Origin of the sequence: Streptomyces sp. SM11 (genome assembly GCF_002910905.1) — a bacterium.
Lineage (GTDB): Bacteria > Actinomycetota > Actinomycetes > Streptomycetales > Streptomycetaceae > Streptomyces.
Genome location: NZ_NEUE01000309.1, coordinates 28,632 through 53,044 on the forward strand (window position 1 = coordinate 28,632; position 24,413 = coordinate 53,044).

21 protein-coding genes are annotated in these 24,413 nt (G+C 72.6%); 5 read left to right on the forward strand and 16 right to left on the reverse strand.

Annotation, left to right across the window (positions count from 1 at the left end; all coding sequences use genetic code 11):
- Nucleotides 1-161 precede the first annotated feature (161 nt).
- The 7 genes from B9S58_RS36635 to B9S58_RS36665 all read right to left on the reverse strand — a co-directional run bounded on the left by B9S58_RS36635 (nt 162) and on the right by B9S58_RS36665 (nt 8,274).
- Entirely contained in the window at nt 162-1,292 is a 1,131-nt protein-coding gene (locus B9S58_RS36635; RefSeq protein WP_258045251.1) for a signaling protein, read from the reverse strand.
- A 99-nt stretch (nt 1,293-1,391) separates the two neighbouring features.
- Nucleotides 1,392-3,530 carry a 3-hydroxyacyl-CoA dehydrogenase NAD-binding domain-containing protein gene (locus B9S58_RS36640; RefSeq protein ID WP_103536149.1) on the reverse strand — a complete coding sequence of 713 codons (2,139 nt, stop codon included), beginning with the start codon at nt 3,528-3,530 and terminating at the stop codon, nt 1,392-1,394.
- Complete coding sequence (locus tag B9S58_RS36645; RefSeq protein ID WP_103536150.1) at nt 3,527-4,753, reverse strand: acetyl-CoA C-acyltransferase; 1,227 nt, start codon at nt 4,751-4,753, stop codon at nt 3,527-3,529. Before B9S58_RS36645 ends, B9S58_RS36640 begins: the two co-directional genes overlap by 4 nt.
- A gap of 124 nt (nt 4,754-4,877) precedes the next feature.
- Complete coding sequence (locus B9S58_RS36650) at nt 4,878-5,249, reverse strand: hypothetical protein (RefSeq protein ID WP_258045252.1); 372 nt, start codon at nt 5,247-5,249, stop codon at nt 4,878-4,880.
- A 101-nt stretch (nt 5,250-5,350) separates the two neighbouring features.
- The gene (locus B9S58_RS36655) at nt 5,351-6,625 is read right to left on the reverse strand and encodes a ribonuclease D (protein ID WP_103536151.1); all 1,275 of its coding nucleotides are present in this window, start codon (nt 6,623-6,625) and stop codon (nt 5,351-5,353) included.
- A gap of 114 nt (nt 6,626-6,739) precedes the next feature.
- Nucleotides 6,740-7,402, reverse strand: a complete 663-nt coding sequence (locus B9S58_RS36660) for a response regulator transcription factor (protein ID WP_003965521.1) — start codon at nt 7,400-7,402, stop codon at nt 6,740-6,742.
- A gap of 212 nt (nt 7,403-7,614) precedes the next feature.
- On the reverse strand, nt 7,615-8,274 hold the full coding sequence (locus tag B9S58_RS36665; protein WP_103536152.1) for a DUF3000 domain-containing protein: 660 nt from the start codon (nt 8,272-8,274) through the stop codon (nt 7,615-7,617).
- A gap of 91 nt (nt 8,275-8,365) precedes the next feature.
- On the opposite strand from B9S58_RS36665, the gene hemE reads away from it, so the two are divergent.
- Complete coding sequence (hemE, locus tag B9S58_RS36670) at nt 8,366-9,463, forward strand: uroporphyrinogen decarboxylase (protein ID WP_103536153.1); 1,098 nt, start codon at nt 8,366-8,368, stop codon at nt 9,461-9,463.
- Between the two features lie 44 nt (nt 9,464-9,507).
- Here hemE and B9S58_RS36675 read toward each other — a convergent pair whose 3' ends face one another.
- Both B9S58_RS36675 and B9S58_RS36680 read right to left on the reverse strand, forming a co-directional pair.
- Nucleotides 9,508-10,896 (reverse strand): FAD-dependent oxidoreductase, encoded by a 1,389-nt coding sequence (locus tag B9S58_RS36675; protein WP_103536154.1) that lies wholly within the window; start codon nt 10,894-10,896, stop codon nt 9,508-9,510.
- Nucleotides 10,897-10,972: 76 nt separating this feature from the next.
- On the reverse strand, nt 10,973-11,950 hold the full coding sequence (locus B9S58_RS36680) for a DUF4349 domain-containing protein (protein WP_103536155.1): 978 nt from the start codon (nt 11,948-11,950) through the stop codon (nt 10,973-10,975).
- Nucleotides 11,951-12,076: 126 nt separating this feature from the next.
- On the opposite strand from B9S58_RS36680, the gene hemG reads away from it, so the two are divergent.
- Together hemG and hemQ are read left to right on the forward strand one after the other, a co-directional pair.
- Nucleotides 12,077-13,552 (forward strand): protoporphyrinogen oxidase, encoded by a 1,476-nt coding sequence (gene hemG / locus B9S58_RS36685; RefSeq protein ID WP_103536156.1) that lies wholly within the window; start codon nt 12,077-12,079, stop codon nt 13,550-13,552.
- Between the two features lie 4 nt (nt 13,553-13,556).
- Nucleotides 13,557-14,285 carry a hydrogen peroxide-dependent heme synthase gene (gene hemQ / locus B9S58_RS36690; protein ID WP_103536157.1) on the forward strand — a complete coding sequence of 243 codons (729 nt, stop codon included), beginning with the start codon at nt 13,557-13,559 and terminating at the stop codon, nt 14,283-14,285.
- A gap of 157 nt (nt 14,286-14,442) precedes the next feature.
- On the opposite strand, the gene B9S58_RS36695 is transcribed toward hemQ, so the two are convergent.
- The 5 genes from B9S58_RS36695 to B9S58_RS36715 all read right to left on the reverse strand — a co-directional run bounded on the left by B9S58_RS36695 (nt 14,443) and on the right by B9S58_RS36715 (nt 20,279).
- Entirely contained in the window at nt 14,443-16,005 is a 1,563-nt protein-coding gene (locus B9S58_RS36695; protein ID WP_103536189.1) for an alpha/beta hydrolase, read from the reverse strand.
- 128 nt (nt 16,006-16,133) lie between these two features.
- On the reverse strand, nt 16,134-17,105 hold the full coding sequence (locus tag B9S58_RS36700; RefSeq protein ID WP_103536158.1) for a TIGR04222 domain-containing membrane protein: 972 nt from the start codon (nt 17,103-17,105) through the stop codon (nt 16,134-16,136).
- A gap of 6 nt (nt 17,106-17,111) precedes the next feature.
- A complete protein-coding gene (locus tag B9S58_RS36705; protein WP_103536159.1) occupies nt 17,112-18,494 on the reverse strand; it encodes a DUF692 domain-containing protein in 1,383 nt (460 codons plus the stop codon).
- A gap of 115 nt (nt 18,495-18,609) precedes the next feature.
- Nucleotides 18,610-19,356 (reverse strand): DUF4142 domain-containing protein, encoded by a 747-nt coding sequence (locus tag B9S58_RS36710; protein WP_181009582.1) that lies wholly within the window; start codon nt 19,354-19,356, stop codon nt 18,610-18,612.
- A 200-nt stretch (nt 19,357-19,556) separates the two neighbouring features.
- Nucleotides 19,557-20,279 (reverse strand): peptidyl-tRNA hydrolase, encoded by a 723-nt coding sequence (locus tag B9S58_RS36715; RefSeq protein WP_103536161.1) that lies wholly within the window; start codon nt 20,277-20,279, stop codon nt 19,557-19,559.
- A gap of 72 nt (nt 20,280-20,351) precedes the next feature.
- On the opposite strand from B9S58_RS36715, the gene B9S58_RS36720 reads away from it, so the two are divergent.
- Together B9S58_RS36720 and B9S58_RS36725 are read left to right on the forward strand one after the other, a co-directional pair.
- Nucleotides 20,352-21,026, forward strand: a complete 675-nt coding sequence (locus B9S58_RS36720) for an AIM24 family protein (protein ID WP_103536162.1) — start codon at nt 20,352-20,354, stop codon at nt 21,024-21,026.
- Nucleotides 21,027-21,097: 71 nt separating this feature from the next.
- Nucleotides 21,098-21,313 (forward strand): hypothetical protein, encoded by a 216-nt coding sequence (locus B9S58_RS36725; protein WP_103536163.1) that lies wholly within the window; start codon nt 21,098-21,100, stop codon nt 21,311-21,313.
- A 226-nt stretch (nt 21,314-21,539) separates the two neighbouring features.
- Here the strand turns inward: B9S58_RS36725 and B9S58_RS36735 are convergent, their stop codons facing one another.
- A complete protein-coding gene (locus B9S58_RS36735) occupies nt 21,540-23,342 on the reverse strand; it encodes a VWA-like domain-containing protein (RefSeq protein ID WP_103536165.1) in 1,803 nt (600 codons plus the stop codon).
- On the reverse strand, nt 23,339-24,400 hold the full coding sequence (locus tag B9S58_RS36740; RefSeq protein ID WP_103536166.1) for an ATP-binding protein: 1,062 nt from the start codon (nt 24,398-24,400) through the stop codon (nt 23,339-23,341). The genes B9S58_RS36735 and B9S58_RS36740 overlap by 4 nt, the downstream gene beginning before the upstream one ends.
- Nucleotides 24,401-24,413 lie beyond the last annotated feature (13 nt).

Here is a 24,413-nt window from a genome sequence, read left to right on the forward strand (position 1 = left end):
GAAGCATCCGATCAGACTTTAGACACTGACCGCGCTCAACAGAGAACTTTCAAGGGTTAAAAGTAGAACAATTGTCGTCTGTATATCGAACAGTTATGAACGGTTGGCGGTCACGTGATCGAATTGCGAGATCTACGCCACATCTGACGGTCGTGGTCGGCTCACGTCGTGGCGCCCGGGGCCGGGCACGCGTAGACGGCGAGACGGCGGCGCTCGGGGGTCTTGACCGAGAAACCAACACAGAGCTGGGGCTCGGGCGCAGCCCGCACGGCAATCCCCTCGGGTTCGCGGTACTCCAGCTCCGGCGCCACGGTCACCTTGCGGCGGCCCGCGACCTCGCCGGTGCGCACGTCGAGCGCCGACACGAAGGTGTCGCCCCCGCCCGACGGAGGGTTGGCCCCGGCTTCGTCCGTGTAGCCTTTGCCGGTCAGCTGGTAGATGTGGTTCCCGTGCAGCGCGCACCCCTGGACCCACTCCCCGTCACGCAGGGCGCCGTCGACGACGGTGTGCAGGGGCTCGTACCGCCCGGCGAGGAAGTCGTCCGTCCGATAGACCGCGTAATGGTGCGCCTCGCCGACCCAGTGACTCACCAGGACCCGGCCGTCCACCGGGTCGAAGGCCGGATGCAGCTGACGGCTGCCCGGCAGCGGCCGGTGGTGCCGTACGGCGGGCGACGAACTGTCCAGGACGGCCCCGTCACGGAAAGGTACCCGTGCGACGGCGCGTCCGTAACCGGTCCGCTCGTCCACATCGGACTCCACCCAGAGCAGCACGTCCTCGCCCGAGGCCTCCACGCCCATCGAGACTCCGTGGCCGAACCCTCGGAGGTACATGTGCCCGGCGGCGCCCCCCGCGAGTGGCAGGACCGAGACGCACATATCGCCCGCCGACTTCCGGTCGCGCCCGGTGACGGGCTTGTCCTCGCCGGGTAGCCGAAGCCCTCCCGCCATCACCTGCAGCGCGTACACCCGGTCGCCCACAGGGGCGAAGGCGATCGACTGGGGCCCGCTGACGGTGCGCAACGGGCTCGGCGGCAGCAGCGCCACCGCCTCGTCCACGGCGAACAGACCGACCGTCGCCGGGGGAGCTGCCGCACGGTCGTGGCGCCCGGTCGCCCAGGACAGCACGCCAACCGTCGCGGCGACGGCCGCGCCGCCGCCCGCGAGGAGGACCGCTCTGCGACCGAGGTGATTCCTGGTGTCCGTCATACCGGTGTGGACGCCGTTCCGCCCGTGGACGGTGACCGTCTGCTTCCCGGGCTGCTCAGGGGTGTGATCAGGGCATTCTGTCATCACTGCACCGGGACCGGTCCGGGCAGGCACGAAGGGTACGACTCGTCGCCGAGTCGTACCCTTCGTGGTCCGTCTGTCGTGAACGTCGTGAACCGGGCGTTACGCCGGAACGCTCGCCACGCCCTGCTCCAGGAACGGCTTCCCGTTCACCCGCTGGGAGACGCCCTCACGGTCCAGGTACGGCGTGATGCCGCCCAGGTGGAAGGGCCAGCCCGCGCCGGTGATCAGGCACAGGTCGATGTCCTGGGCCTCGGCGACGACGCCCTCGTCGAGCATCAGGCCGATCTCCTGCGCCACCGCGTCGAGCACGCGGTCGCGGGTCTGCTCCTCGGTGAGGACGGTGTCGCCCTGCTTGAGGAGGGCTGCGACCTCGGGGTCGAGGACCGGCGCGGCAGGATTCTCGGCGGAGTAGACGTAGAAGCCGCGCTTGCCCGCCTTGACGACCGCCGCGAGGTTCTGCGAGACGGTGAAGCGCTCCGGGAAGGCGCGGTTCAGGGTCTCGGAGACGTGCAGGCCGATGGCCGGGCCGACCAGCTCCAGGAGCACCAGCGGGGACATCGGCAGGCCGAGCGGCTCGACGGCCTTCTCCGCGACCTCGACCGGGGTGCCCTCGTCGATGACGTTCTGGATCTCGCCCATGAAGCGGGTGAGGATGCGGTTGACGACGAACGCCGGGGCGTCCTTCACCAGGACCGCGGTCTTCTTCAGCTTGCGGGCCACACCGAACGCCGTGGCCAGCGAGGCGTCGTCGGTCTGCTCGCCGCGGACGATCTCCAGCAGCGGGAGGATCGCGACCGGGTTGAAGAAGTGGAAGCCGACGACCCGCTCGGGGTTCTTCAGCTTCGACGCCATCTCGGTCACCGACAGCGAGGAGGTGTTGGTGGCGAGGATCGCGTGCGCCGGGGCGACCGCCTCGACCTCCGCGAACACCTGCTGCTTGACGCCGATCTCCTCGAAGACGGCCTCGATGATGAAGTCGGCGTCCGCGAAGCCCTCGGCCTTGTCGAGGACACCGGAGACCAGGCCCTTGAGGCGGTTGGCCTTGTCCTGGTTGATGCGGCCCTTGCCGAGCAGCTTCTCGATCTCGGCGTGGACGTAGCCCACACCCTTGTCGACGCGCTCCTGGTCGATGTCCGTGAGGACGACAGGGACCTCCAGGCGGCGCAGGAACAGCAGCGCCAGCTGCGAGGCCATCAGGCCCGCACCGACGACGCCGACCTTGGTGACCGGGCGGGCCAGGTTCTTGTCCGGGGCACCGGCCGGGCGCTTGGCGCGCTTCTGGACCAGGTTGAAGGCGTAGATGCCGCTGCGCAGCTCGCCGCCCATGATCAGGTCCGCCAGCGCCTGGTCCTCGGCGTCGAAGCCGGCGCTCAGGTCGCCGTCCTTCGCCGCCGCGATGATGTCCAGCGCGCGGTACGCCGCCGGGGCCGCGCCGTGCACCTTGGAGTCGGCGATGGCCCGACCGCGGGCGACGGCCTGGTCCCAGGCCTCACCGCGGTCGACCTCGGCGCGCTCGACGGCCACCGAGCCCTTGAGTACGTTCGCGGTCCAGAGCAGCGACTGCTCCAGGAAGTCCGCACCCTCGAACAGCGCGTCCGCGATGCCGAGTTCGAAGACCTGCTTGCCCTTGAGCTGACGGTTCTGGTTCAGCGAGTTCTCGATGATCACCGAGACCGCGCGGTCCGCGCCGATCAGGTTCGGGAGCAGCGCGCAGCCGCCCCAGCCGGGGACCAGGCCGAGGAAGACCTCGGGCAGCGAGAACGCCGGGAGCGCCTTGGAGACGGTGCGGTAGGTGCAGTGCAGACCGACCTCGACACCGCCGCCCATGGCCGCGCCGTTGTAGTACGCGAAGGTGGGGACCGCGAGACCGGACAGGCGGCGGAAGACGTCGTGGCCGCCCTTGCCGATGGCCAGCGCGTCCTCGTGACGGCTCAGCAGCTCGACACCCTTGAGGTCGGCGCCGACCGCGAAGATGAACGGCTTGCCCGTGATGCCGGCACCGGTGATGGTGCCCTCGGCGGCCTCCTTCTCGACCTGGTCGATGGCGGCGTTCAGGTTCGCCAGCGACTGCGGTCCGAAGGTGGTCGGCTTGGTGTGGTCCAGGCCGTTGTCCAGCGTGATGAGCGCGAACCGCCCGGCGCCGTACGGCAGGTCCAGGTGGCGTACGTGCGCCTGCGTGACGATCTCGCCGGGGAACAGCTCTGCCGCACCCTTCAGAAGCTCAGTGGTGGAGCTCACTTGTTGCCTCCGTCGGCGTTGAAGTGCGGGTTCTCCCAGACGACCGTGGCGCCCATGCCGAAGCCGACGCACATGGTGGTCAGGCCGTAGCGGACCTCGGGCTGCTCCTCGAACTGCCGGGCCAGCTGCGTCATGAGCCGGACACCGGAGGAGGCCAGCGGGTGGCCGTACGCGATCGCGCCGCCGTACTGGTTGACACGGGCGTCGTCGTCGGCGATGCCGTAGTGCTCCAGGAAGGCGAGCACCTGCACGGCGAACGCCTCGTTGACCTCGAAGAGACCGATGTCCTCGATGCTCAGACCGGCCTGGGCCAGCGCCTTCTCGGTTGCCGGGATCGGACCGTAGCCCATGACCTCCGGCTCGACGCCCGCGAAGGCGTAGGAGACGAGGCGCATCTTGACCGGGAGACCCAGCTCGTTGGCGACGTCCTCGGCGGCGAGCAGCGAGGCGGTGGCGCCGTCGTTGAGCCCCGCGGCGTTACCGGCCGTCACGCGGCCGTGGGCGCGGAAGGGGGTCTTGAGGCCCGCGAGGGACTCCATGGTGGTGCTGGGGCGCATCGGCTCGTCGGCGGTGACCAGGCCCCAGCCCGTCTCACCGGCTTCGGCGTTGGTGCGGCGCACCGAGACCGGTACGAGGTCCTGCTGGATCTTGCCGTTGGCGTACGCCTTGGCGGCCTTCTCCTGCGAGCGCACCGCGTAGGCGTCGGCGCGCTCCTTGGTGATCGTGGGGTAGCGGTCGTGGAGGTTCTCCGCCGTCATGCCCATGAACAGGGCGGACTCGTCGACCAGCTTCTCCGACACGAAGCGCGGGTTCGGGTCGACGCCCTCGCCCATCGGGTGGCGGCCCATGTGCTCGACGCCACCGGCCACGACGACGTCGTACGCGCCGAAGGCGATGGAACCGGCCGTCGAGGTGACGGCGGTCAGCGCGCCCGCGCACATGCGGTCGATCGAGTAGCCGGGGACGGACTGCGGCAGACCGGCCAGGATTCCGGCGGTACGGCCCAGCGTGAGGCCCTGGTCCCCGATCTGCGTGGTCGCGGCGATGGCGACCTCGTCGATCTTCTTGGGGTCCAGGTCCGGGTTGCGGCGCAGCAGCTCCCGGATGGCCTTCACGACGAGGTCGTCGGCGCGGGTCTCGTGGTAGATGCCCTTGGGGCCCGCTTTGCCGAACGGGGTGCGGACGCCGTCGACGAAGACGACGTCCCGGATGGTACGAGGCACGGTGGCTCTCCTCCAGGGTGCGGGATGGCACTGCTGCGGGGCACGCCACGGGGGCGCACCGCCTGCCATCATGCTACTTGCGGGTAACCAGACTGCCCACCCCCCACGGCCGGAGCGTCGAAGGTCACACCGGTCCGACGGTCGTGTCCGGCCTTCCCGGGCACCTCGGGAAGTGGTCGCTCCAGTGCGAGGCCATCACCGGCGTGCCGCCCGAGGCGAGCAGAAGCGCCAACAACCTGGCGTGATTTCGCTCCTCCGCGACGAACATCCGCACCGCCGACGCGTACTCCGTGTCACCGGCCGCCTCCGCTGTGGTGATCGGCTCGGCCCCGTAGCCGTCCTCGCCGACCTGGAAGCGCCGCACACCGCGCCGGATCGCGGGGTTCGGCGGCACCCCGGCCGGCCAGTCCGGATCGCCTCGCTCCAGCCGCGCCAGCCGCTCCGGCCGCGTCTCGTCGAACGCGCGGATCCAGTCGCCGTACGTCGTCGTGTCCATGTCCGTCCCCCGCTCGTGGCCCCGCCGAATCCTGTGGTTCCCGTCGGAAAGCCGAACACCCCCCGGCCGACGGCCGGAGGGTGCTTCGATGCGCGTGCGGGTCAGGCGCCTGCGTCCAGCGCCCGGACGAGGAGCGGGGCGACCTGCTGGATCTGCCAGTTCCGCGCCCCGTACCCGGCGAGGGTGTCCTCGACGGCGCTCGGGGTCGGGTTCGCCGGCGGCTCCCAGCAGACCCGGCGCACGGTGTCCGGGGTGATCAGGTTCTCCTGGGGCATGTGGAGGCGTTCGGCCAGCTCGGAGACGGCGGTGCGGGCGGCCGAGAGCCGGGCGGCGGCGGCCGGGTCCTTGTCGGCCCAGGAACGCGGGGGAGGCGGTCCGGCCGGCTGCTGACCGGGCTGCGGCAGCTCCGACTCCGGCAGCGCCCTGGCCCGGTCCACGGCCGCCTGCCACTGCTCCAGCTGACGGCGTCCCATGCGGTGGCCGAATCCGGGCAGCGCGGTCAGGGCCTGCACATCGAGCGGCAGCGCGAGCGCGGCCTCGACGATCGCGGCGTCGCCGAGCACCTTGCCCGGTGAGACGTCGCGGCGCTGGGCGACCTGGTCACGGGTGGTCCACAGCTCCCGGACGACGGCCATCTGACGGCGGCGGCGCACCTTGTGCATGCCCGAGGTGCGGCGCCAGGGGTCCTTGCGGGGCGGTGCGGGCGGCGCGGCGGCGATGGCGTCGAACTCCTCCCGGGCCCACTCCAGCTTGCCCTGCCGCTCCAGCTCCTCCTCCAGCGCGTCGCGCAGGTCGATCAGGAGCTCCACGTCGAGCGCGGCGTAGCGCAGCCAGGGCTCGGGCAGTGGGCGGGTGGACCAGTCGACCGCGGAGTGGCCCTTCTCCAGGGCGTACCCGAGGACGTTCTCCACCATCGCGCCGAGACCGACGCGCGGGAAGCCCGCGAGCCGTCCGGCCAGCTCGGTGTCGAACAGCGAGGTGGGGGTCATGCCTATGTCCCGCAGGCACGGCAGGTCCTGGGTCGCCGCGTGCAGGATCCACTCGGTGCCGCTCAGTGCGGAGCCGAGGCCCGAGAGGTCGGGGCAGCCGACCGGGTCGACCAGGGCGCTGCCGGCGCCCTCGCGGCGGAGCTGTACGAGGTAGGCGCGCTGGCCGTAGCGGTACCCCGAGGCACGCTCGGCGTCGACGGCCACCGGGCCGGTGCCCGTGGCGAAGGCGGCGATCACCCCGGCGAGGGCGTCGTCGGACGTCACCACCGGGGGAATGCCCTCGCGCGGTTCGAGCAAGGGGATCGGCGCCGGGGCGACGTCGTCCGGGGGAGCGCCCCCGGTGGTTCGCAGTGAAGTGTCTGCTGCGGTCTCTTGGGCGTCGGTCACGTGTCAAGGGTATCTGGGTATGCGCGGAGCCCGTCGACGGAACGTTCCGTCGACGGGCGGCCATGCGCGTATTCCAGCCGGAGACGCATCGGTGCACGTCCCGGCGGGGTGCGGTCAGTGGATGATGCCCGTCCGCAGGGCGACCGCGACCATTCCGGCACGGTCACCCGTGCCGAGCTTGCGGGCGATGCGGGCGAGGTGGGACTTGACGGTCAGGGCGGAGAGGCCCATCGAGACGCCGATGGCCTTGTTGGACTGGCCTTCGGCGACCAGGCGGAGCACCTCCACCTCACGTCCGGACAGTTCGCGGTAGCCGCCCGGGTGGCTCGGGGAACCGGGAGGCCTGCGGTGCATACGGGCGGCGTTGGCGCCGATGGGGGCGACGCCGGGGCGGGTGGGGTGTCCGATGTTGGTTCGGGTGCCGGTGACGACGTAGCCCTTCACGCCGCCCGCGAGGGCGTTGCGAACGGCGCCGATGTCGTCGGCGGCGGAGAGGGCGAGACCGTTGGGCCAGCCTGCGGCGCGGGTCTCGGACAGCAGGGTCAGCCCGGAACCGTCGGGCAGGTGGACGTCGGCAATGCAGATGTCGCGCGGGTTGCCGACGCGGGGGCGTGCCTCCGCGATGGACGACGCTTCGATGACGTCACGTACTCCGAGGGCCCACAGATGGCGGGTGACGGTGGAACGGACGCGCGGGTCGGCCACGACGACCATGGCCGTCGGCTTGTTCGGGCGGTAGGCGACCAGGCTTGCGGGCTGCTCAAGGAGAACGGACACCAGGCCTCCTGGGGGGAGTGGCGGGACGGGCCGGCTCGGGGGATGAAGCCGGGGGCGAACCGTGCTTGAAGGGTCATTGACCTCTTCGGCAGCGGACCCGTCCTCCTTTAGGGGAAGATCACGATTTGGTGAGTAACAATTCGGGCAAATAGGACGCGCGATCGATTGTACGAAAAGAGAGCCGGTCCTTGTGCGATACGGGTGACGGAGTGTTACGAAACCTGCGGCCCGCGCCGCTGCGGCAGCGTCACCACCGCCGCGTCCGCCGGATCCGACGGCGGCAGTCCCGCGATCTGGCACAGCAGATCGCCCCAGGCCATCAGGTGTGACGCCGCGTCCGGCACCCCGCCCCGCCCCTCACGCGGCGTCCACGAGGCGCGGATCTCGATCTGCGTCGCCGGACGGCGCGCGGACAGCGCACCGAAGTAGTGCGATCCGGCGCGTGTCACCGTTCCGCCGGCCTCTCCGTACGACAGGCCCCGCGCGTCCAGCGCACCCGTCAGCCAGGACCAGCACACCTCCGGGAGCAGCGGGTCCGCCGCCATCTCCGGCTCCAGCTCCGCCCGGACCAGCGTCACCAGCCGGAACGCGCCCTGCCAGGCGTCGTGCCCCGCCGGATCGTGCAGCAGGACCAGCCTGCCGTCCGCGAGATCGTCCTCGCCGTCCACCACCGCCGCCTCCAGGGCGTACGCGTGCGGCGCGAGGCGCTGGGGCGGCCTGGTCACCTCCACCTCCAGCTCCGGGCGGAGGCGCGCGGAGCGCAGCGCTTCGACCGCCGCCAGGAACGCGGGCGGCGCGGAAGGGCCCTCCGCACGGTCCTTGCTTTCAACGCCATCGGAATGATCGGAAAATTGTCCCTGAGCCGGAGCCATGCGGGGAAGAGTAGGCGGAAGGCGGGCCTCGCGCAGGGAGAGACACCCTGCGGCGCCGGGCTCCTTCGGCCCGCGTGCGAAGATTCTGTGCGTGAGTGCCAACGACAGCCCTTCGGGCCAGCAGACGACGACCTCCGCCAGCCTCGACGCAGTCCGCCACGCCACCCACGACTCGGCGTTCCTGCGGGCCTGCCGCCGCGAACCCGTCTCCCACACGCCGGTCTGGTTCATGCGTCAGGCGGGGCGCTCGCTGCCCGAATACCTGAAGGTCCGTGAGGGCATCGCGATGCTCGACTCCTGCATGATGCCGGAGCTGGTCGCCGAGATCACCCTGCAGCCCGTACGCCGCCACAAGGTCGACGCCGCGATCTACTTCAGCGACATCGTCGTGCCCCTGAAAGCCATCGGCATCGACCTCGACATCAAGCCCGGCGTCGGCCCGGTCATCGCCGAGCCGATCCGCACCCGCGCCGACCTGGCCCGGCTGCGCGACCTCACGCCCGAGGACGTCCCGTACGTCACCGAGGCCATCGGGATGCTCACCGCCGAGCTGGGCGCCACCCCGCTCATCGGCTTCGCCGGGGCCCCCTTCACCCTCGCCAGCTACCTCGTCGAGGGTGGCCCCTCGCGCAACCACGAGCGCACCAAGGCCATGATGTACGGCGACCCGCAGCTCTGGGCCGACCTCGTGGACCGGCTCGCCGAGATCACCGGCGCCTTCCTGAAGGTGCAGATCGAGGCTGGCGCCTCCGCCGTCCAGCTCTTCGACTCCTGGGTCGGCGCGCTGGCCCCCGCCGACTACCGCCGCGCCGTGCTGCCCGCCTCCGCGAAGGTCTTCGACGCCGTCGCCCCCTACGGCGTCCCCCGCATCCACTTCGGCGTCGGCACCGGCGAACTCCTCGGCCTGATGGGCGAGGCCGGCGCGGACGTCGTCGGCGTCGACTGGCGCGTCCCGCTGGACGAGGCCGCCCGCCGCGTCGGCCCCGGCAAGGCGCTCCAGGGCAACCTCGACCCGGCGGTGCTGTACGCGCCGACCCCGGCCGTCGAGGAGAAGGCCCGCGAGGTGCTGGACGCCGCCGCAGGGCTCGACGGCCACATCTTCAACCTGGGCCACGGCGTCATGCCGACCATGGACCCGGACGCCCTCACCCGGCTCGTGGAGTACGTGCACACGCAGACCGCGCGCTGAGCGACCGGACGGCCGGGGCGTTCGAGCGCCCCGGCCCCACGCCGTCAGCTCCCCGCGCCCCGCACCGCCGCCACCGTCTTGCGCGCGGCGACCAGCACCGGGTCCCAGACCGGCGAGAACGGCGGGGCGTAGCCCAGGTCGAGCGCCGTCATCTGCTCCACCGTCATCCCGGCCGTCAGCGCCACCGCCGCCACGTCCACCCGCTTCGCCGCCCCCTCGCGGCCGACGATCTGCACCCCGAGCAGCCGGCCCGTGCGGTACTCCGCGATCATCTTCACCGTCATCGGCTTCGCCCCCGGGTAGTAACCCGCCCGCTGCGTCGACCCGATGGTCGCCGTGACATGGCGCAGCCCGACCGCACGGGCGTCCTTCTCCCGCAGCCCGGTCCGGGCGATCTCCAGGTCGCAGACCTTGCTCACCGCCGTACCGACCACGCCCGGGAACGTGCCGTAGCCGCCCCCGACGTTGGAACCGATCACCTGGCCGTGCTTGTTGGCGTGCGTGCCCAGCGCGATGTGCCGGGTGCGGCCCGCCACCAGGTCCAGGACCTCCACGCAGTCGCCGCCCGCCCAGATGTCGTCGTGGCCGACGACCCGCATCGCCAGGTCCGTCAGCAGCCCGCCGTGCGGACCCACCGGCAGCCCCGCCCCGCGCGCCAGCGCCGTCTCCGGCTCGACGCCGATGCCGAGGACCACCACGTCCGCCGGATACGTCCCCGTGTCCGTCGCCACCTCGCTCACCCGGCCGTCCGGACCGGTGAGGATCCCGGTGACGGCGGCCCCGTTCACCGTCGTGATGCCCAGCCCGTCCATCGCGTCGTGGACGAGCCGCCCCATGTCCGGGTCGAGCGTCGCCATCGGCTGCTCGCCCCGGTTGAGGACGGTCACCTCGAAGCCCCGCGTGAGCATCGCCTCGGCCATCTCGACGCCGATGTATCCCGCGCCCACCACGACCGCCCGGCGGGTCTCCTCGGAGCCCAGGGCGTCCAGCGAGTCCAGGAGCGCCTGCCCGTCGTCCAGGGTCTGCACCCCGTGCACCCCGGCCGCGTCCATGCCGGGCAGCGCCGGGCGCACCGGACGGGCCCCGGTGGCGATCACCAGCTTGTCGAAGCCCGTCCAGTACGTCCGCCCGCTCTCCCGGTCCAGCGCCTTCACCCGCCGCCCGGTCACGTCGAGCTCCGTCACCTCGGTCCGCATCCGCAGATCGATGGCCCGCTCCCGGTGCTCCTCGGGGGTCCGGGCGATCAGGTCGTCGCGCGCTTCGACGTCGCCGCTCACCCAGTACGGGATGCCGCAGGCGGAGTACGAGGTGAAGTGGCCGCGCTCGAAGGCGACGATCTCCAGCGCGTCCGGCCCCTTCAGCCTGCGCGCCTGTGACGCGGCGGACATGCCCGCCGCGTCACCGCCGATGACCACCAGTCGCTCCGCCGCCATGTCGGGTCCCCTTTCGCCGGTTCGCCGGTTCGCCGAGCCGGCGATCCGTCGATTCACCGTCCCCACGCTACGGCGGTCAGGGGGCCGGGGTGCCCTCCCCCTCCGGCCGGGCCGCCGCCGGGACCCTGCGGGCCGCCCGCCGGGCGCGCAGCACCCGCCACACCAGCAGTGCCAGGGCCCCGGTGAGCAGGAACGGGAACGTGGCCCCGAACGCCACCGCGATCCACCGCAGCATCGTCACGAACGCGTCCCAGCCGCCGCCCAGCGCGTCCAGGAACCCCGGGTCGTCCTCCTTCTCCGCGTCCCGGCCCGGGGCATCCGGCGGCGTCAGGTCGAGGGTGATCGTCGCCAGCGAGGTGCGGTCCTTCAGGCTCGCCTGCTGGGCCAGCAGCGACTCCAGGTCGGACTGACGGCTGCTCAGCTCGCCCTCCAGGGCGACCACATCGCTGATCCGCTCCGCCTTGTCCATCAGCTCCCGCACCCGCGCCACGCTCGCGCGCTGCGTGGCGATCCGGCTGTCCACGTCGACCACCTGGTCGGTGACGTCCTTCGCGTTCGAGGTGCGCGAGAGCAGCTTCCCGGAACCGGAGAGCTCCCGCAGCACCTCCTGGAACCGGTCCTGCGGCACCCGCAGCACCAGGTGCGAGGACTCGTAGGTGTCGTCGAGCCGCTCGGTGTTCTCCGTCGCCACCAGGCCCCCCGCGCCCTCCGCGGCACCGCGCGCGGCGGCGACGGCCTTCGGCACGCTCTTCACCTCGACGGACAGGGTCGCCGTGCGGATGACATGGGTGCCCGCGGCCCCGGGCTTCGGGGCCGCCTTCTTCCCCGCCGCCTTCCCGTCCGTCTGCTTCTCGGCGGAGGAGGCCGCGGCCCCGTCCTCGTCCGCGAACCCCTCACGCGGGGCGGACTTCCCGTCCGCCGCCCTCGCTCCGCTGTCGGAGGCGTCGCCCGACGCCCCGCAGCCGCCGACGGCGAGCAGGAGGCCGAGCGCCCCGGCCACGAGCGCCGCACGCGTGCGGGCGAAGGGCCGATCGGTTCCGCTGTCCCATTCCATAACTGGTCCCCCCAGGAAGGTGGTTGATGGTGCAGGTTCGACGCGGTCGCTCCCGGACCGGTTGCCGGTGGGCGGTTTCGAAGTGGTCACGGGCAGGACGCGGTACGGGTTTGAGAGAGTGGACCCATGCAGCGTTCTCAACAACGTGCGGAAACGCCCCCGGGCCACGTCGTCGTCATCGGCGGCGGCATCGCCGGCCTGGCGGCCGCCCACCGTCTGGTCGCCTCCGGACTGCGGGTCACCCTCCTGGAGGCGACGGGCCGGCTCGGCGGCAAGCTCATGACCGGCGAGGTCGCGGGCGTCCAGGTCGACCTGGGAGCCGAGTCGATGCTCGCCCGGCGACCCGAGGCGGTCGCCCTGGCCCGTGAGGTGGGCCTCGCCGACCGCCTCCAGCCGCCCGCCACCGCCACCGCCTCGCTCTGGACGCGGGACGCGCTGCGCCCCATGCCCAAGGGGCACGTCATGGGTGTCCCCGGCGACCCGGCGGTGCTCGGAGAGGTGCTGTCCCCGGAGGGGCTGGCCCGGATCGCCGAGGAGCGCGACCTCACCCCGACCCCCGTCGGCGACGACGTCGCCGTCGGCGCGTACGTCGCCGACCGGCTCGGCCGCGAGGTCGTCGACCGGCTGGTGGAGCCCCTCCTCGGCGGGGTCTACGCCGGCGACGCCTACCGGATCTCGATGCGCGCCGCCGTACCCCAGCTCTTCGAAGCGGTGCGGGAGGGCGGCCCGCTGTTGGAGGCCGTACGCCGCGTCCAGGAGCGGACCGCCGCCCGACAGCGGACCGGACCCGTCTTCCAGGGCATCGGGGGCGGCATCGGCACCCTCCCGGACGCCGTGGGCGACGCCGTACGGGCCGGCGGCGGCGAGATCCTCACGGAGACCCCCGTCCTCGGTCTGACCCGTACGGAAGAAGGCTGGGCCGTCCGCACCGAGACCCGGACCATCACCGCCGACGGCATCGTCCTGGCCACCCCCGCCTGGTCCGCCGGCACCCTGCTGGCCGCCGAGTCCCCGGCCGCGTCCGCCGAACTGTCCGGCGTCGAGTACGCGTCGATGGCCCTGGTCACCCTGGTCTTCCGGCGGGCCGACATCGAGGCGTACGAGGCCCTGCGCGGCCGCTCCGGCTTCCTCGTGCCGCCGGTCGACGGCCACACGATCAAGGCCTCCACCTTCTCCAGCAACAAATGGCAGTGGGTCGCGGACAGCGCCCCCGACCTGTTCGTGCTCCGCACCTCCGTCGGCCGGTACGGCGAGGAGGATCATCTGCACCGCGAGGACGAGGAACTCGTCGCCGTCTCCCTGCGCGACCTCGCCGGGGCCACCGGACTCACCGCCCGGCCGATCGACACCGAGGTCACCCGCTGGATCGGCGGCCTGCCGCAGTACCCGGTCGGCCACCACACCCGGGTTGCCCGGATCCGCGACGAGGTGGCCAAGCTCCCCGCCCTGCGCGTCTGCGGCGCGGTCTACGACGGCGTCGGCATCCCCGCCTGCATCGCGAGCGCACAGCGGGCGGCCGACGAGATCACGGGCGAGATCACGGGAGAGATCATCGCCACGTCGCCCCTGGTTCGGGGCACGGGGAGCGAGGCGGGACAATAGCCGTATGAGTGCTCCTGAGACTGCGACATCAAGCAAGGGTCCGAACGCCGGCAAGAAGGCCAAGGACCTCAACGAGGTCATCCGCTACACCCTGTGGTCGGTCTTCAAGCTGCGCGACGTCCTCCCGCTGGACCGCGCGGGATACGCCGACGAGGTCCAGGAGCTGTTCGATCAGCTCGCGGCCAAGGACATCACCGTCCGCGGCACCTACGACGTGTCCGGTCTGCGGGCCGACGCCGACCTCATGATCTGGTGGCACGCCGAGACCTCGGACGAGCTCCAGGAGGCGTACAACCTCTTCAGGCGCACCAAGCTCGGCCGCGCGCTCGACCCGGTCTGGTCGAACATGGCGCTGCACCGGCCGGCCGAGTTCAACAAGTCGCACGTCCCGGCGTTCCTCGCCGACGAGACGCCGCGCGACTACATCAGCGTCTACCCCTTCGTCCGGTCCTACGACTGGTACCTGCTGCCCGACGAGGACCGCCGCCGTATGCTCGCGGACCACGGCAAGATGGCCCGGGGCTACCCGGACGTCCGCGCCAACACCGTCGCCTCGTTCTCGCTGGGCGACTACGAGTGGGTCCTCGCCTTCGAGGCGGACGAGCTGTACCGCATCGTCGACCTGATGCGTCACCTGCGCGCCTCCGAGGCACGTCTCCACGTGCGCGAGGAGGTCCCGTTCTACACGGGCCGCAGGAAGAGCGTCACAGACCTGGTGGCCGGGCTCGCATAGCCAGCGAGTCCCGCACCACCCCAACCCGGAAGATCAGAAGGGCGGGCACCGGGCACCGACCGTGCCGTCCGCCGTTCCAGCGACACCGGGTTCGGCTTCGGGGGCCGTCGCACCGTGATGGTGCGGCGGCCCCCGCTCAGTACCGCCCGCCGGGGGATCAGTCCAGCGACACCGGGTTCGGCTCCGGGTGCGCCGCGCAGTCCGCACCCCGCCCCGGCACCTCACCGGTCAGCAGGTACCGGCGCAGATGGTCGTCGACACAGGCGTTCCCGGCCCCGCCGATGCCGTGCGTACCGGCGTCCCGCTCGGTCACCAGCGACGAGCCGGGCAGCCGCCTCCGCAGCTCCAGCGCCCCCTCGTACGGGGTCGCCGCGTCCCGCTCCGCCGCCAGGATCAGCACCGGCGGCAGCTCGCCCCACCGCGTCCCGACCTCCAGCGGCCGCTGCCGGGGCGCGGGCCAGAAGGCGCACGGCAGGTTCGCGAAGGCGTTGTCCCAGGTCTCGAACGGCGCGACGCGCGCCAGCTCCGTGTGGTCGCGGTCCCACACCTCGAAGTCCTCGGGCCAGGGCGCGTCGTTGCACTCGACGGCCGTGTACACCGCCTGCGCGTTCTCGTTGTCCTTGGCCGCCACCGCGCGCGGGGAGGCCTGCGCGACCAGCGGCTCCGGGTCGCCCCGGACGTACTCGGAGAGCGCCGTCGCCCGCATCGCCCAGTAGTCGTCGTAGTAGCTGGCCCCCAGGAACGCCGAGTGCAGCTGCCCCGGCCCCACCGTGCCGCCCGCGGGCTTCACCGCCAGCTCGGCGCGCACCTCGTCGTAGTGCCGCTGCACCGACTCCGGCGTGGTCCCCAGGTGGTAGACGTCGTCGTGCTTGGCCACCCAGCGGCGGAAGTCCTCCCAGCGCGCCTCGAAGGCCAGCGACTGGCCCATGTTGGAGCGGTACCAGATCTGCTCCGGATCCGGGTCGACCACCGAGTCGAACACCATGCGCCGTACGTGGGAGGGGAAAAGCGTCGCGTACAGCGCGCCGAAGTACGTCCCGTAGGAGGCCCCCATGAACGTCAGCCGCTCCTCGCCGAGCGCGGCCCGCAGGACGTCCAGGTCACGGGCGTTGTTCAGCGAGGTGTAGTGCCGCAGCGTCTCGCCCGCGTGGCTCGCGCAGCCCTCCGCGTACGCCTTGGCGCGGGCGACGCGCCGCTCCTTGTACTCCCGCGTCGGGTGGGTCGGCGCGTCCGTCGGACCCTTCGTGTACACGGCGGGGTCCTGGCAGGTCAGCGGGGCGGAGGAGCCGTTCACCCCGCGCGGGGCGTAGCCGACCAGGTCGTACGCCCCGGCGATCTCCTTCCACGCCGGCAGCTCCCCGGCCAGCGGGAAGGTGACGCTGGACGCGCCGGGGCCGCCCGGGTTGTAGACGAACGCGCCCTGTCGCTCCTCGGCCGGTCCGGTGGCCCCGGCGCGGCTGACGGTCAGTTCGAGCTGCCGCCCGTCCGGCTCGGCATAGTCGAGGGGCACCTTCACCGTGCCGCACTTCAGGGAGTCCGGGAGCATCTCGTCCTCCGGGCAGGAGACGAAGTCGATGCCGGCGGCCGTGGCACGGGAGGCGGCGATCGCGGTGCCCCGGGCCTCGGCGGAGCCCGGGCGCTCCCAGGCGGTCGCGGGAGCGACGGCCAGGGCGGACAGGACCAGGGAGCCGATCGATGTGTACAGCGCAGCTGTTCTCACGCGCGGTGCCTCTCTGCGGATGCGGAGAGGGATGGTCGGGCGGACGGACGGTGATGTCCAGCACCGCCCCGGCATGTCCGCGAACATGACCCTGATGGGCGGTCGGCGACCCGAGTGCGGAGCCCGGTTCAGCCGCCGCCGCCCCCGCCGCAGCAGCCGCCCCCACCACTCGATCCGCCCCCGCCCCCGCAGCCGGACCCACCTCCACAGCTCGAACCGGAGCCGCCCCCGCTGGACCCGCCGCAACTGGAGCCGTCCGGGCCGGAGGCGGCGCACCAGACCGCCGTCGCGCTGACGGCGACTCCCGCCGTACCGCTCCCCGAGGTGTACGCCGACGTACGCCCGCGTGGACCGCTCAGCCTCGCCGCCGCGACCAGTTGGGCCTGGAGCACCGGGTCCGGCAGGGCGCGGAGCCCCAGCGTGGCGACCAGATGGGCGTGGGTGATCACCTGGGCGTAGGCGTTCCGGAACCCCAGGGCTGCCTGGCGGCCCGCCCCCGTGATGCGGGCGGCGGTGGACGCCGCGACGATCAGCCCGCTGAATCCGCCGATCAGGACCGGGGGCACCATCAGCACGACGAACGGGAACGGCCGGTCGTGGGTGGCGAACTGGACGAAGGTCAGCACCATGCTCAGCGGCAGGGCGGCTACGCACGCCAGTCCCTGGATCATCGCCCACCACCGCAGCGGCCGGGTCTCCAGGGGCGACACGAGCAGCCCGCGCGCGGCGAGCCCGTCGCCGATCTCCTGCACAGCGGGGTGCCGCATCACCGCCTCCCGCAGGACGTGCAGAGCGCCGTTCGGCGCGGCGGCCAGCTCCTGGAACACCGCGCGTTCCACCGGGTCGCTCGCCTGCGCACGCCGGGCGCCGACGATGCCGGGCCCGCCGACGACCAGTCGGCCGTCCGCGTGCAGGGCACTCAGCGCGGTGTCCACGACCCTGGCCGGGCCGCCGTTCAGGAAGGCGGCCTCGTACAGGTCGTGGAGCGCGTGACCGGGCGCCGGGCGAGGGCGCCGGGCCCGCTCGCGCACGGCCTTGACGAGGAGCACCACCGAGCAGACGACGACCACGACGGTCACCAGCAGAGCCACCACGTACACGGCGGATCACCTCCCCACGAGGGCGGCACGAGCCGCCCGGACCAGTCGGGTGGCCCGGTGCGGAGGCCGGGCGCCCGACCGGTGCCGCCACCAGGACGACAGCCGGCGCCGCGCCGCCGGATCGGCGGGAGAGCCCGCGATGAGCACGTGCTCCGCGAAGTCCAGGGCGTCGCGCCGGTACCCGCCGGTCATCGGCCGGCTCCTGGCGTACGCGAGGAACGCGGCACGGTAGCCGTCGCCGAGGATCTCCGGCAGCTCCGGCGCGACCTTGGCGACGACGTCCGCGCGCTTGGCGGCCAGCGCCCGGCTCTGCACCCGCAGCCGCCGTGGGTCGAAGCCCTCGGGCACCGGGGTGCCCGCCACCAGCGCGGAGAGCAGCGCGGCTTGCGCGACAGCGGTACGGTCGCGGGTCCCGGCCGGCACGGGGGCGGCGGGCGCACGGTCGCGGGTGCCGGCCGGCACGGGGACGTCGGTACGGTCATGAGTGCCGGGCGGCACGGGGACGGCCGCCGCACGGACTCCGGTGTCTTCCCCGCCGCAGGTCGCCGGACGCGGGCCCGCCGTGGGAGCCGCCTGCCGCAGAGTCGCCCGGATCGCGTCCAGTTCGCCCGCCAGCTCCGCGGTCGGCGGGAACGCGTCGTCCCGCTCCAGCAGCACGCCCGGCGGGTCGACCCGGGAGCGCAGCTCGGCCAGCACCTCCAGGACCGGCGCGGTGACCGGGTGGGCGTGCGTGTCGTGCCAGACGCCGTTCCTCTCGACCCCGCCCGCCACATGGACGTACGCGATGGCCTCCACCGGCAGCTCGTCCAGCGCCTTCGCCGGGTCCTGGCCGAGGTTGACGTGATTGGTGTGCAGGTTGGCCACGTCGATCAGCAGCCGTACCCCGGTCCGCGCGACCAGCTCCGCCAGGAACTGCCCCTCGGTCAGCTCCTCGCCCGGCCAGGAGATCAGCGCCGCGATGTTCTCCAGGGCGAGCGGCACCGGCAGCGAGTCCTGCGCGATCCGCACGTTCTCGCACAGCACGTCCAGCGCGTCCCGGGTACGCGGCACCGGCAGCAGGTGCCCCGCCTCCAGCCTCGGCGACGCGGTCAGCGGCCCCCCGGCCCGTACGAACGCGATGTGCTCGGTCACCAGCGGCGTCCCCAGCAGCTCGGCGCGCTCCGCGAGGGCGGCGAGGCGCACGGGGTCCGGGCGGTCGGCGCCGCCCAGGCCGAGGGCCACCCCGTGCGGCACGATCCGCACGCCGCGCTCCCGGAGCCGTACCAGGGAGTCCGGGAGGTGGTCGGCGCAGAGGTTCTCCGCGACCGCCTCGACCCAGTCGATCCCCGCCAGCGCCTCCACCTCGTCCGCGATCTCCGGCCGCCAGCCGATGCCGATGCCCAGTTCCATGGTGTCCCCCTGCTCACCTCGTCCTGTCCAGGGGTCATGGCCCCGTCGAGCGGCGATGAACCCGACCGGGGGGACGTTCAGAGCTGGATCTGAGGTTCCGGGACCGTCGTCCCCGTCATGGCATCGGCATCATCGTGGGCGGCACCGGGCGCGAGGTGAAGGACTGGTCGCCGGTCGGTGTCGCCGGCACCGGGGGCAGGGGGACCTGCCCGTTCCGGGGCATCGACGGGCCCGAGGGACTGGCCGTCGACCCGCCCGCCGCCTCGCGGGCCATGGCGTCGAAGTCGACGAGGCCGGTGCCTTCCAGCATGGTGATGTGGTCCAGCACGGTCTGGTTGGCGTCGCTGGCCAGCTGCCGGATCAGCGTGTTCCGGGTGGTGTGGCGGACCTGGGCGATCAGGCCGAAGACCTTGCCGTGGGAGACCCGCAGGATATTGGCGAACTTCCGCTCGTACGCGTCCCCGGTCGCCGCCGTCAGTTCCCGCAGCCACCCCTGCTGCTGGGCGGTCGGCTGGTTCGGCAGCTCCACTCCGAGCTTCGCCGCCACGTCCCGGGCCCGCCGGTCCAGGTCCGCGTGCCCGACGACCAGGTGGTCCCCGGCGGCCTTCGTCGCCTCGCTGGGCGCCCGCTCGATCGCCTGCTGCCCGGCGGGCAGCTCCCACAGGCCGGCGAGCCGCACCTTGACCAGGAAGTCCCGGTCGGTCGCGGAGAGCGGCCCCCACTGGGTGGCGACGCTGGAGGCGTTGAGGTTCGCCTCGCCGGTGCCCGAACGGTCCGCGTAGGACCACATGGGGAACGCGAGCGCGCCGAGCGTGGCGACCAGCGCCGCGATGATGAGGGCCGTTCCGTTGATGCGTCGCAACAAGGTGTCTCCCGGGCCGAAGCGTGAAAGCGTCGAACAGGCGTCAATCAACCGCCAACCGGCACGCCGTGCAGGCTACTTGGCGGTAGTGCCGATTCGGCAGTACCGGGAGATACGTAGCCGGACGCAGAAACGCTCAGCCGTGCTTCCGGTCACCGGGTTCCTGCTCGGGTGCCTCCGCGCGGGGATCCGGTTCCCGCTCAGCGGTGCAGCGCCGGGTGGTCGGCGACCACCGTGCAGGACCCCGGGGCGATCTCGGTGAACCCCGCGTCGCGCACCACCGGCAGCCCGCTCACCGTCAGTTCCCGCCAGCGCTCCGCACCGGGGGTGGCGACGGAGAGCGGGAACCCGGCCTCGCGCCAGGCCTTGCGCTCGGTGTCGGACAGCTCCCACCAGGCGAGCTGCGCCCCGTGCCCGGCCTGGGCCATCGTCTTGCCCGCCGACATGTCCACCACGGGGTTCAGCCACAGCACCGGCCCCGACAGATCGGGCGCGGCGGGCGGCCCGGGGTCCTCCAGGTCGGTGCCCGACACCTGGAGCTTGGCCAGCTCCTTGGGCCAGCCGTCCAGCGGGATCGGCGGGAAGACCCGTACCTCCGCGCCGTCCTCGCCCGTCACCGTGATGCCGTCCAGCGCCGCGGCCTTGCGCCACTCCGCACCGCGCGCCCGGCGCACGACCTTGCGGATCCGGGCGTCCTGCCACTCCCGCATCGCCGCGGCCCACTCGCCGTCCCCGAGGGACCGTTCGTCGGAGAGGATCGTCAGCACCGCACGGGCGGCGGTCCGCAGCGCGTCGGTGCGGGCGGGCGGGTCCGTCTTCTCCAGGTGGAGCACCAGCGGCAGCACGAACTGCCGCGCCTGGTCGCGGTCGGTCGGACCGTCGTGGAACGGGCTCTCGGGGGCGGGGGTGTCGTTGCTGGTCACCGTCCCAGTCTGCCAGGCCGGTCGCGTCACTCTTCTTGGCGGAACGACGTGATCCGGGTGAGGATGCTCCGCATGAAGAGCGATCTCTTTTCCAGCGAGCACATGGCCCAGCCGGCCACCGCCCCCGGCATGACCCTGCAGAACTCCAAATCGATCAAGTACGCCGTCAACGGGGAGATGCACGCCCGGCAGGGCTCGATGATCGCCTTCCGCGGCAACCTCCAGTTCGAGCGCAAGGGCCAGGGCATCGGCGGCCTGCTCAAGCGGGCGGTCACCGGCGAGGGCCTCGCACTGATGGCCGTCCGCGGCCAGGGCGAGGCGTGGTTCGCGCACGAGGCGGCGAACTGTTTCATCGTGGAGCTGGACCAGGGCGACGCCATCACCATCAACGGCCGCAACGTCCTCTGTTTCGACCCCACGCTCTCCTACGAGATCAAGACGGTGAAGGGCGCCGGAATGGTCGGCGGCGGCCTCTTCAACAGCGTCTTCACGGGCCACGGCAAGCTCGGCCTGATGTGTGAGGGCACCCCGATCGTGATTCCCGTGACGGCCGCTCAGCCGGTGTACGTGGACACGGACGCGGTCGTCGGCTGGAGCCAGCAGCTCACGACCAGCCTGAACCGCTCGCAGAGCGTCGGCTCGATGGTGCGCGGCGGATCCGGCGAGGCCGTCCAGCTGATGCTCCAGGGCGAGGGCTTCGTCATCGTGCGGCCCAGCGAGGCCAGGCCCGAGAAGACCTCCAACTGAACCTGGACCTCCGGGGCGTGGCTCGCCGCGGCGGCGGTGATCCTCGTCTGCCGGCTCGCCGCCCGGCGCGGATGAGTACGCTCGTGGACGTGGACACGGACGAGACGTACTGCCAGACCCCGGGGCCGATCGCACCGGCCCCGTCGTCCGGGGCGGCCGAAGGCCCTCCGTACGCCGAGTGCGTGCTGTGCCGCGAGCCGACCGAGTACCCGGAGTCGACGAAGGGCGCCACGCTGTGCCCGGTCTGCGCCTGGCAGGAGGCGGGCCGCACGGCCTGCTCCGGCTAGGCGCAGACCGGTCCCGGTGACGCCGGCCCTCGTACCGCTTCTTCATCGGTGCCGGGAGGCCCGGCACCGCTCGCGACCGCGCGGAACCCGTGCGCGGCCCCCGGCGGACCAGCCGCGAACCGGCCCGCGTTCTGCTTGAGGCCGAGGTCGAGCGACGCGTCCTGGCCGGTCACGTCCTCGGTCCGGCCGGGGCCCCGGAGCTACCGCGCGCTCGCGGCCTTGCCGCTCAGCGCACCCGGAAGACCGGTCCGCGCGGGGTGAACGGCAGCCCCGCGCCCTCCGGGATCAGGTAGGCGTGCTCGCGGCGGACCCGCAGCACGTCGCACCAGCCGTCGGTGATCACCAGGACGGGGGCCGTCGGCGGGAAGTCGTCGGCCCGCTGCAGCAGGTCGATGCCGGGTTGCAGGACCGTGCCGCCGCGCCCCCTGACCCGTACCCGCCCGGCGATCTCCGTCGGCGCCAGGTATCCGGCGTCGTAGGCGGCGGCGTCGCAGAACACCACGCGGGCGGCCGGCACGTCGCGGGCCTCGGCGTAGGAGGCGATCGCGCCCAGTGCCTTGGCGAGCAGCGGGCCGGACATCGAGCCCGAGGTGTCCAGGACGACGCCGAAGGTGCAGCGGGCGACCTCCTCGGGCGGGAAGTAGCGGCCCGCGCGCGGGATGTCGGGGGTCGAGGCCTGGCGCCGGGCGGGCCGGGAGTAGCTGCGTACCGGCTCGGGTCGGGGTACGAACTCGTCGAACCAGCGGGCCAGTCGCGCATCCCATGGGACGGGCGGGTGGGCGAGTGCGCGGATCTCCTGGACCAGTCCGGCCGGCAGCGGGCCGCGCTGTCGGTCGGTGTGCAGCTGGTGGCCCTGGACGAGGGCGCGCCGGTAGAACGCGTCGAGGTCGACGGGGTCGGCGGTGCGGCCGGGCAGCGGTTCGCCCAGGATGTCGCCGGCGCCCTTGCCCCGCAGGGTCGCGAGGCGTCGGCCGCGCCGCAGCCCGGTGGCGATCCGGTCGTACACCTCCTCGGCCGACAGACCCTTCAACCCGGCGTCGTACAGCAGCCCTTCGGGCATCGCGCCGATGCTCATCTCCACCAGCCAGCCGTTGATGACGTAGTCGGCGGCGACGTTGAAGAGATAGGGGTCGCGGGCGCCGCGGCGCCCGCCGTGGCGCAGGGCGGCGTGCAGCATCTCGTGGGCGAGGACGAACCGCCACTCCTCGTCCGTGAACCGCTTGAGCGGGTTGATGTAGATCTCGCCGGCGGTGGCGTCCACGGCGGCCACGGAGATGGCGTGCACGCGGGCGAGTTCGGCGTCGGCGACGACGGTCAGTCCGGCCGCGAGGCCGCCGAGCAGCGGGTAGGAGGAGACGAACCAGTTGAGGGCGCGGTCCCAGGGACGCTGGGCGACGCGCTCACCGGTGAGCCGGTCCCGGCGGCCGCCCGCGACGTCCATCGCGGCGGAGACCGTACGGGTCAGGGCGTAGGCGAAGGCGAGTTGCCGGTCGGGCAGGGTGGTGTCCTGGTGCGGCCACTGGACCAGGAGCTGGTCGGGTTCGCCGTCCGCCGTGCCGCACCGCTCGTAGGCGGCCGGGACGCCGGTCTTGCGCCAGCGGGCGGCCAGCTGCTCCTCGTCGCCGTCGGGGTAGCTCTCGGGGAGGTGGTCGGGGGTGGTGCCGATGGGGAAGGTGGCGAGGAAGCGGTTGACGACCGTGCAGCGGGCGGCGAGGGCGAAGCGGTCGGGCTGTTCGCGGGGCTCCTTGGCGGCGGGGAGGTGGCCGAAGCCGAGGTGGAGGAGGGCGTGGGCGAGCGCCCAGGCCCACTCGCCGGGTTCGGCCCGGCGGGTGGGGTGGACGTGCACCCGTCCGTTGGAGTCCGCCCGGACGAGGCCTTGGCCGGGGGCGTCGGCATTGCCTCTGGCGCGGACGAAGTCGGCGTCGACGGCTGCGAGGGCGGGGTTGCGGCGCACCAGGGCGGTGCCGGCGGCGAAGGCCTCGGCGGCCGGGTCGGGGCGGTCCGTGTCCTGCTTGCGGGACCGGCTCAACGCCGGGCCTCGACCAGGCGCGGCATGTCGCGGGCGGCCTCCACCAGGAACCAGGCGGGCAGCACCGGGTTGCCGTCGGCGTCCTCGGCGATGACGGTCTGGGCGACCTCGACGGAGATCTCGGCGAGCTGGACGAGCAGCGACTTGGCGCGGTAGGAGGTCTCGCGCACGGCGGCCGAGGCATGCTCGCGCTGGGCCGGGAGCTCCTTGACGAGCCGCCCCCGGAACGCCTCGGCGAGGTAGTAGAGCAGGTCGCGGTCCTCGACGCGGCGGGGCCAGGAGGCGTCTCCCTTGATGATCGCCTCGATGCCGTAGGTGTGTCGCACGATCTTGGCGTACCCGCAGAAGGAGACGGCATGGGCGGGGGTCAGCGTCCCGTGCACCACGATCTTCAGTGTCTCCTCGTCCAGCGCCGGCCCGAAGGAGTGCAGCGCGTCGGAGAGCATGTGCCAGGAGCGGGGTGTGGAGAACGGCTCCTCGGTCTTGGGCGGCTGCGACCACAGGTGGTCGGGCCGGTCGGCGAGGTAGTCCACCACCCAGGGGTGGATGCCGTTCTCGCCCGCCCACACCAGCCAGTCGGTGGCGGAGGCACGCAGGTGGACGTGGGTGAGGCGGTTGACGAGTGCGGAGGCGATGGGGCGTGCCAGGGCGTTGTCGGTGGCGCGGTTGCCGGCGCCGATCACGATCGAGCCTGCCGGGAGCTCGTAGTTGCCGATCCGGCGGTCGAGGATGAGCGAGTAGAACGCCTTCTGCACATCCGGGGTCGCGGCGTTCAGCTCGTCCAGGAAGAGGCAGTACGGCTCGTCGCGGGCGATTGCCTCCGGCGGGCAGAACACGGAGCGGCCGTCGCGGATCTGAGGAACGCCGATCAGGTCCTCGGGGGCGAGCTGAGTGCCCAGCAGGCTTACGCACTCCAGGCCCAGGGATTCGGCGAACTTCCGCACCAGGGAGGACTTCCCGATGCCGGGAGCGCCCCAGAGGAATACCGGGCGGACGGTGGCGAGGCCCAGAAGGAGGTCCGGGATCTGGGTGGGGGTGACGGTTACTGCGGCCTGCAAGCGGTCGACTCCT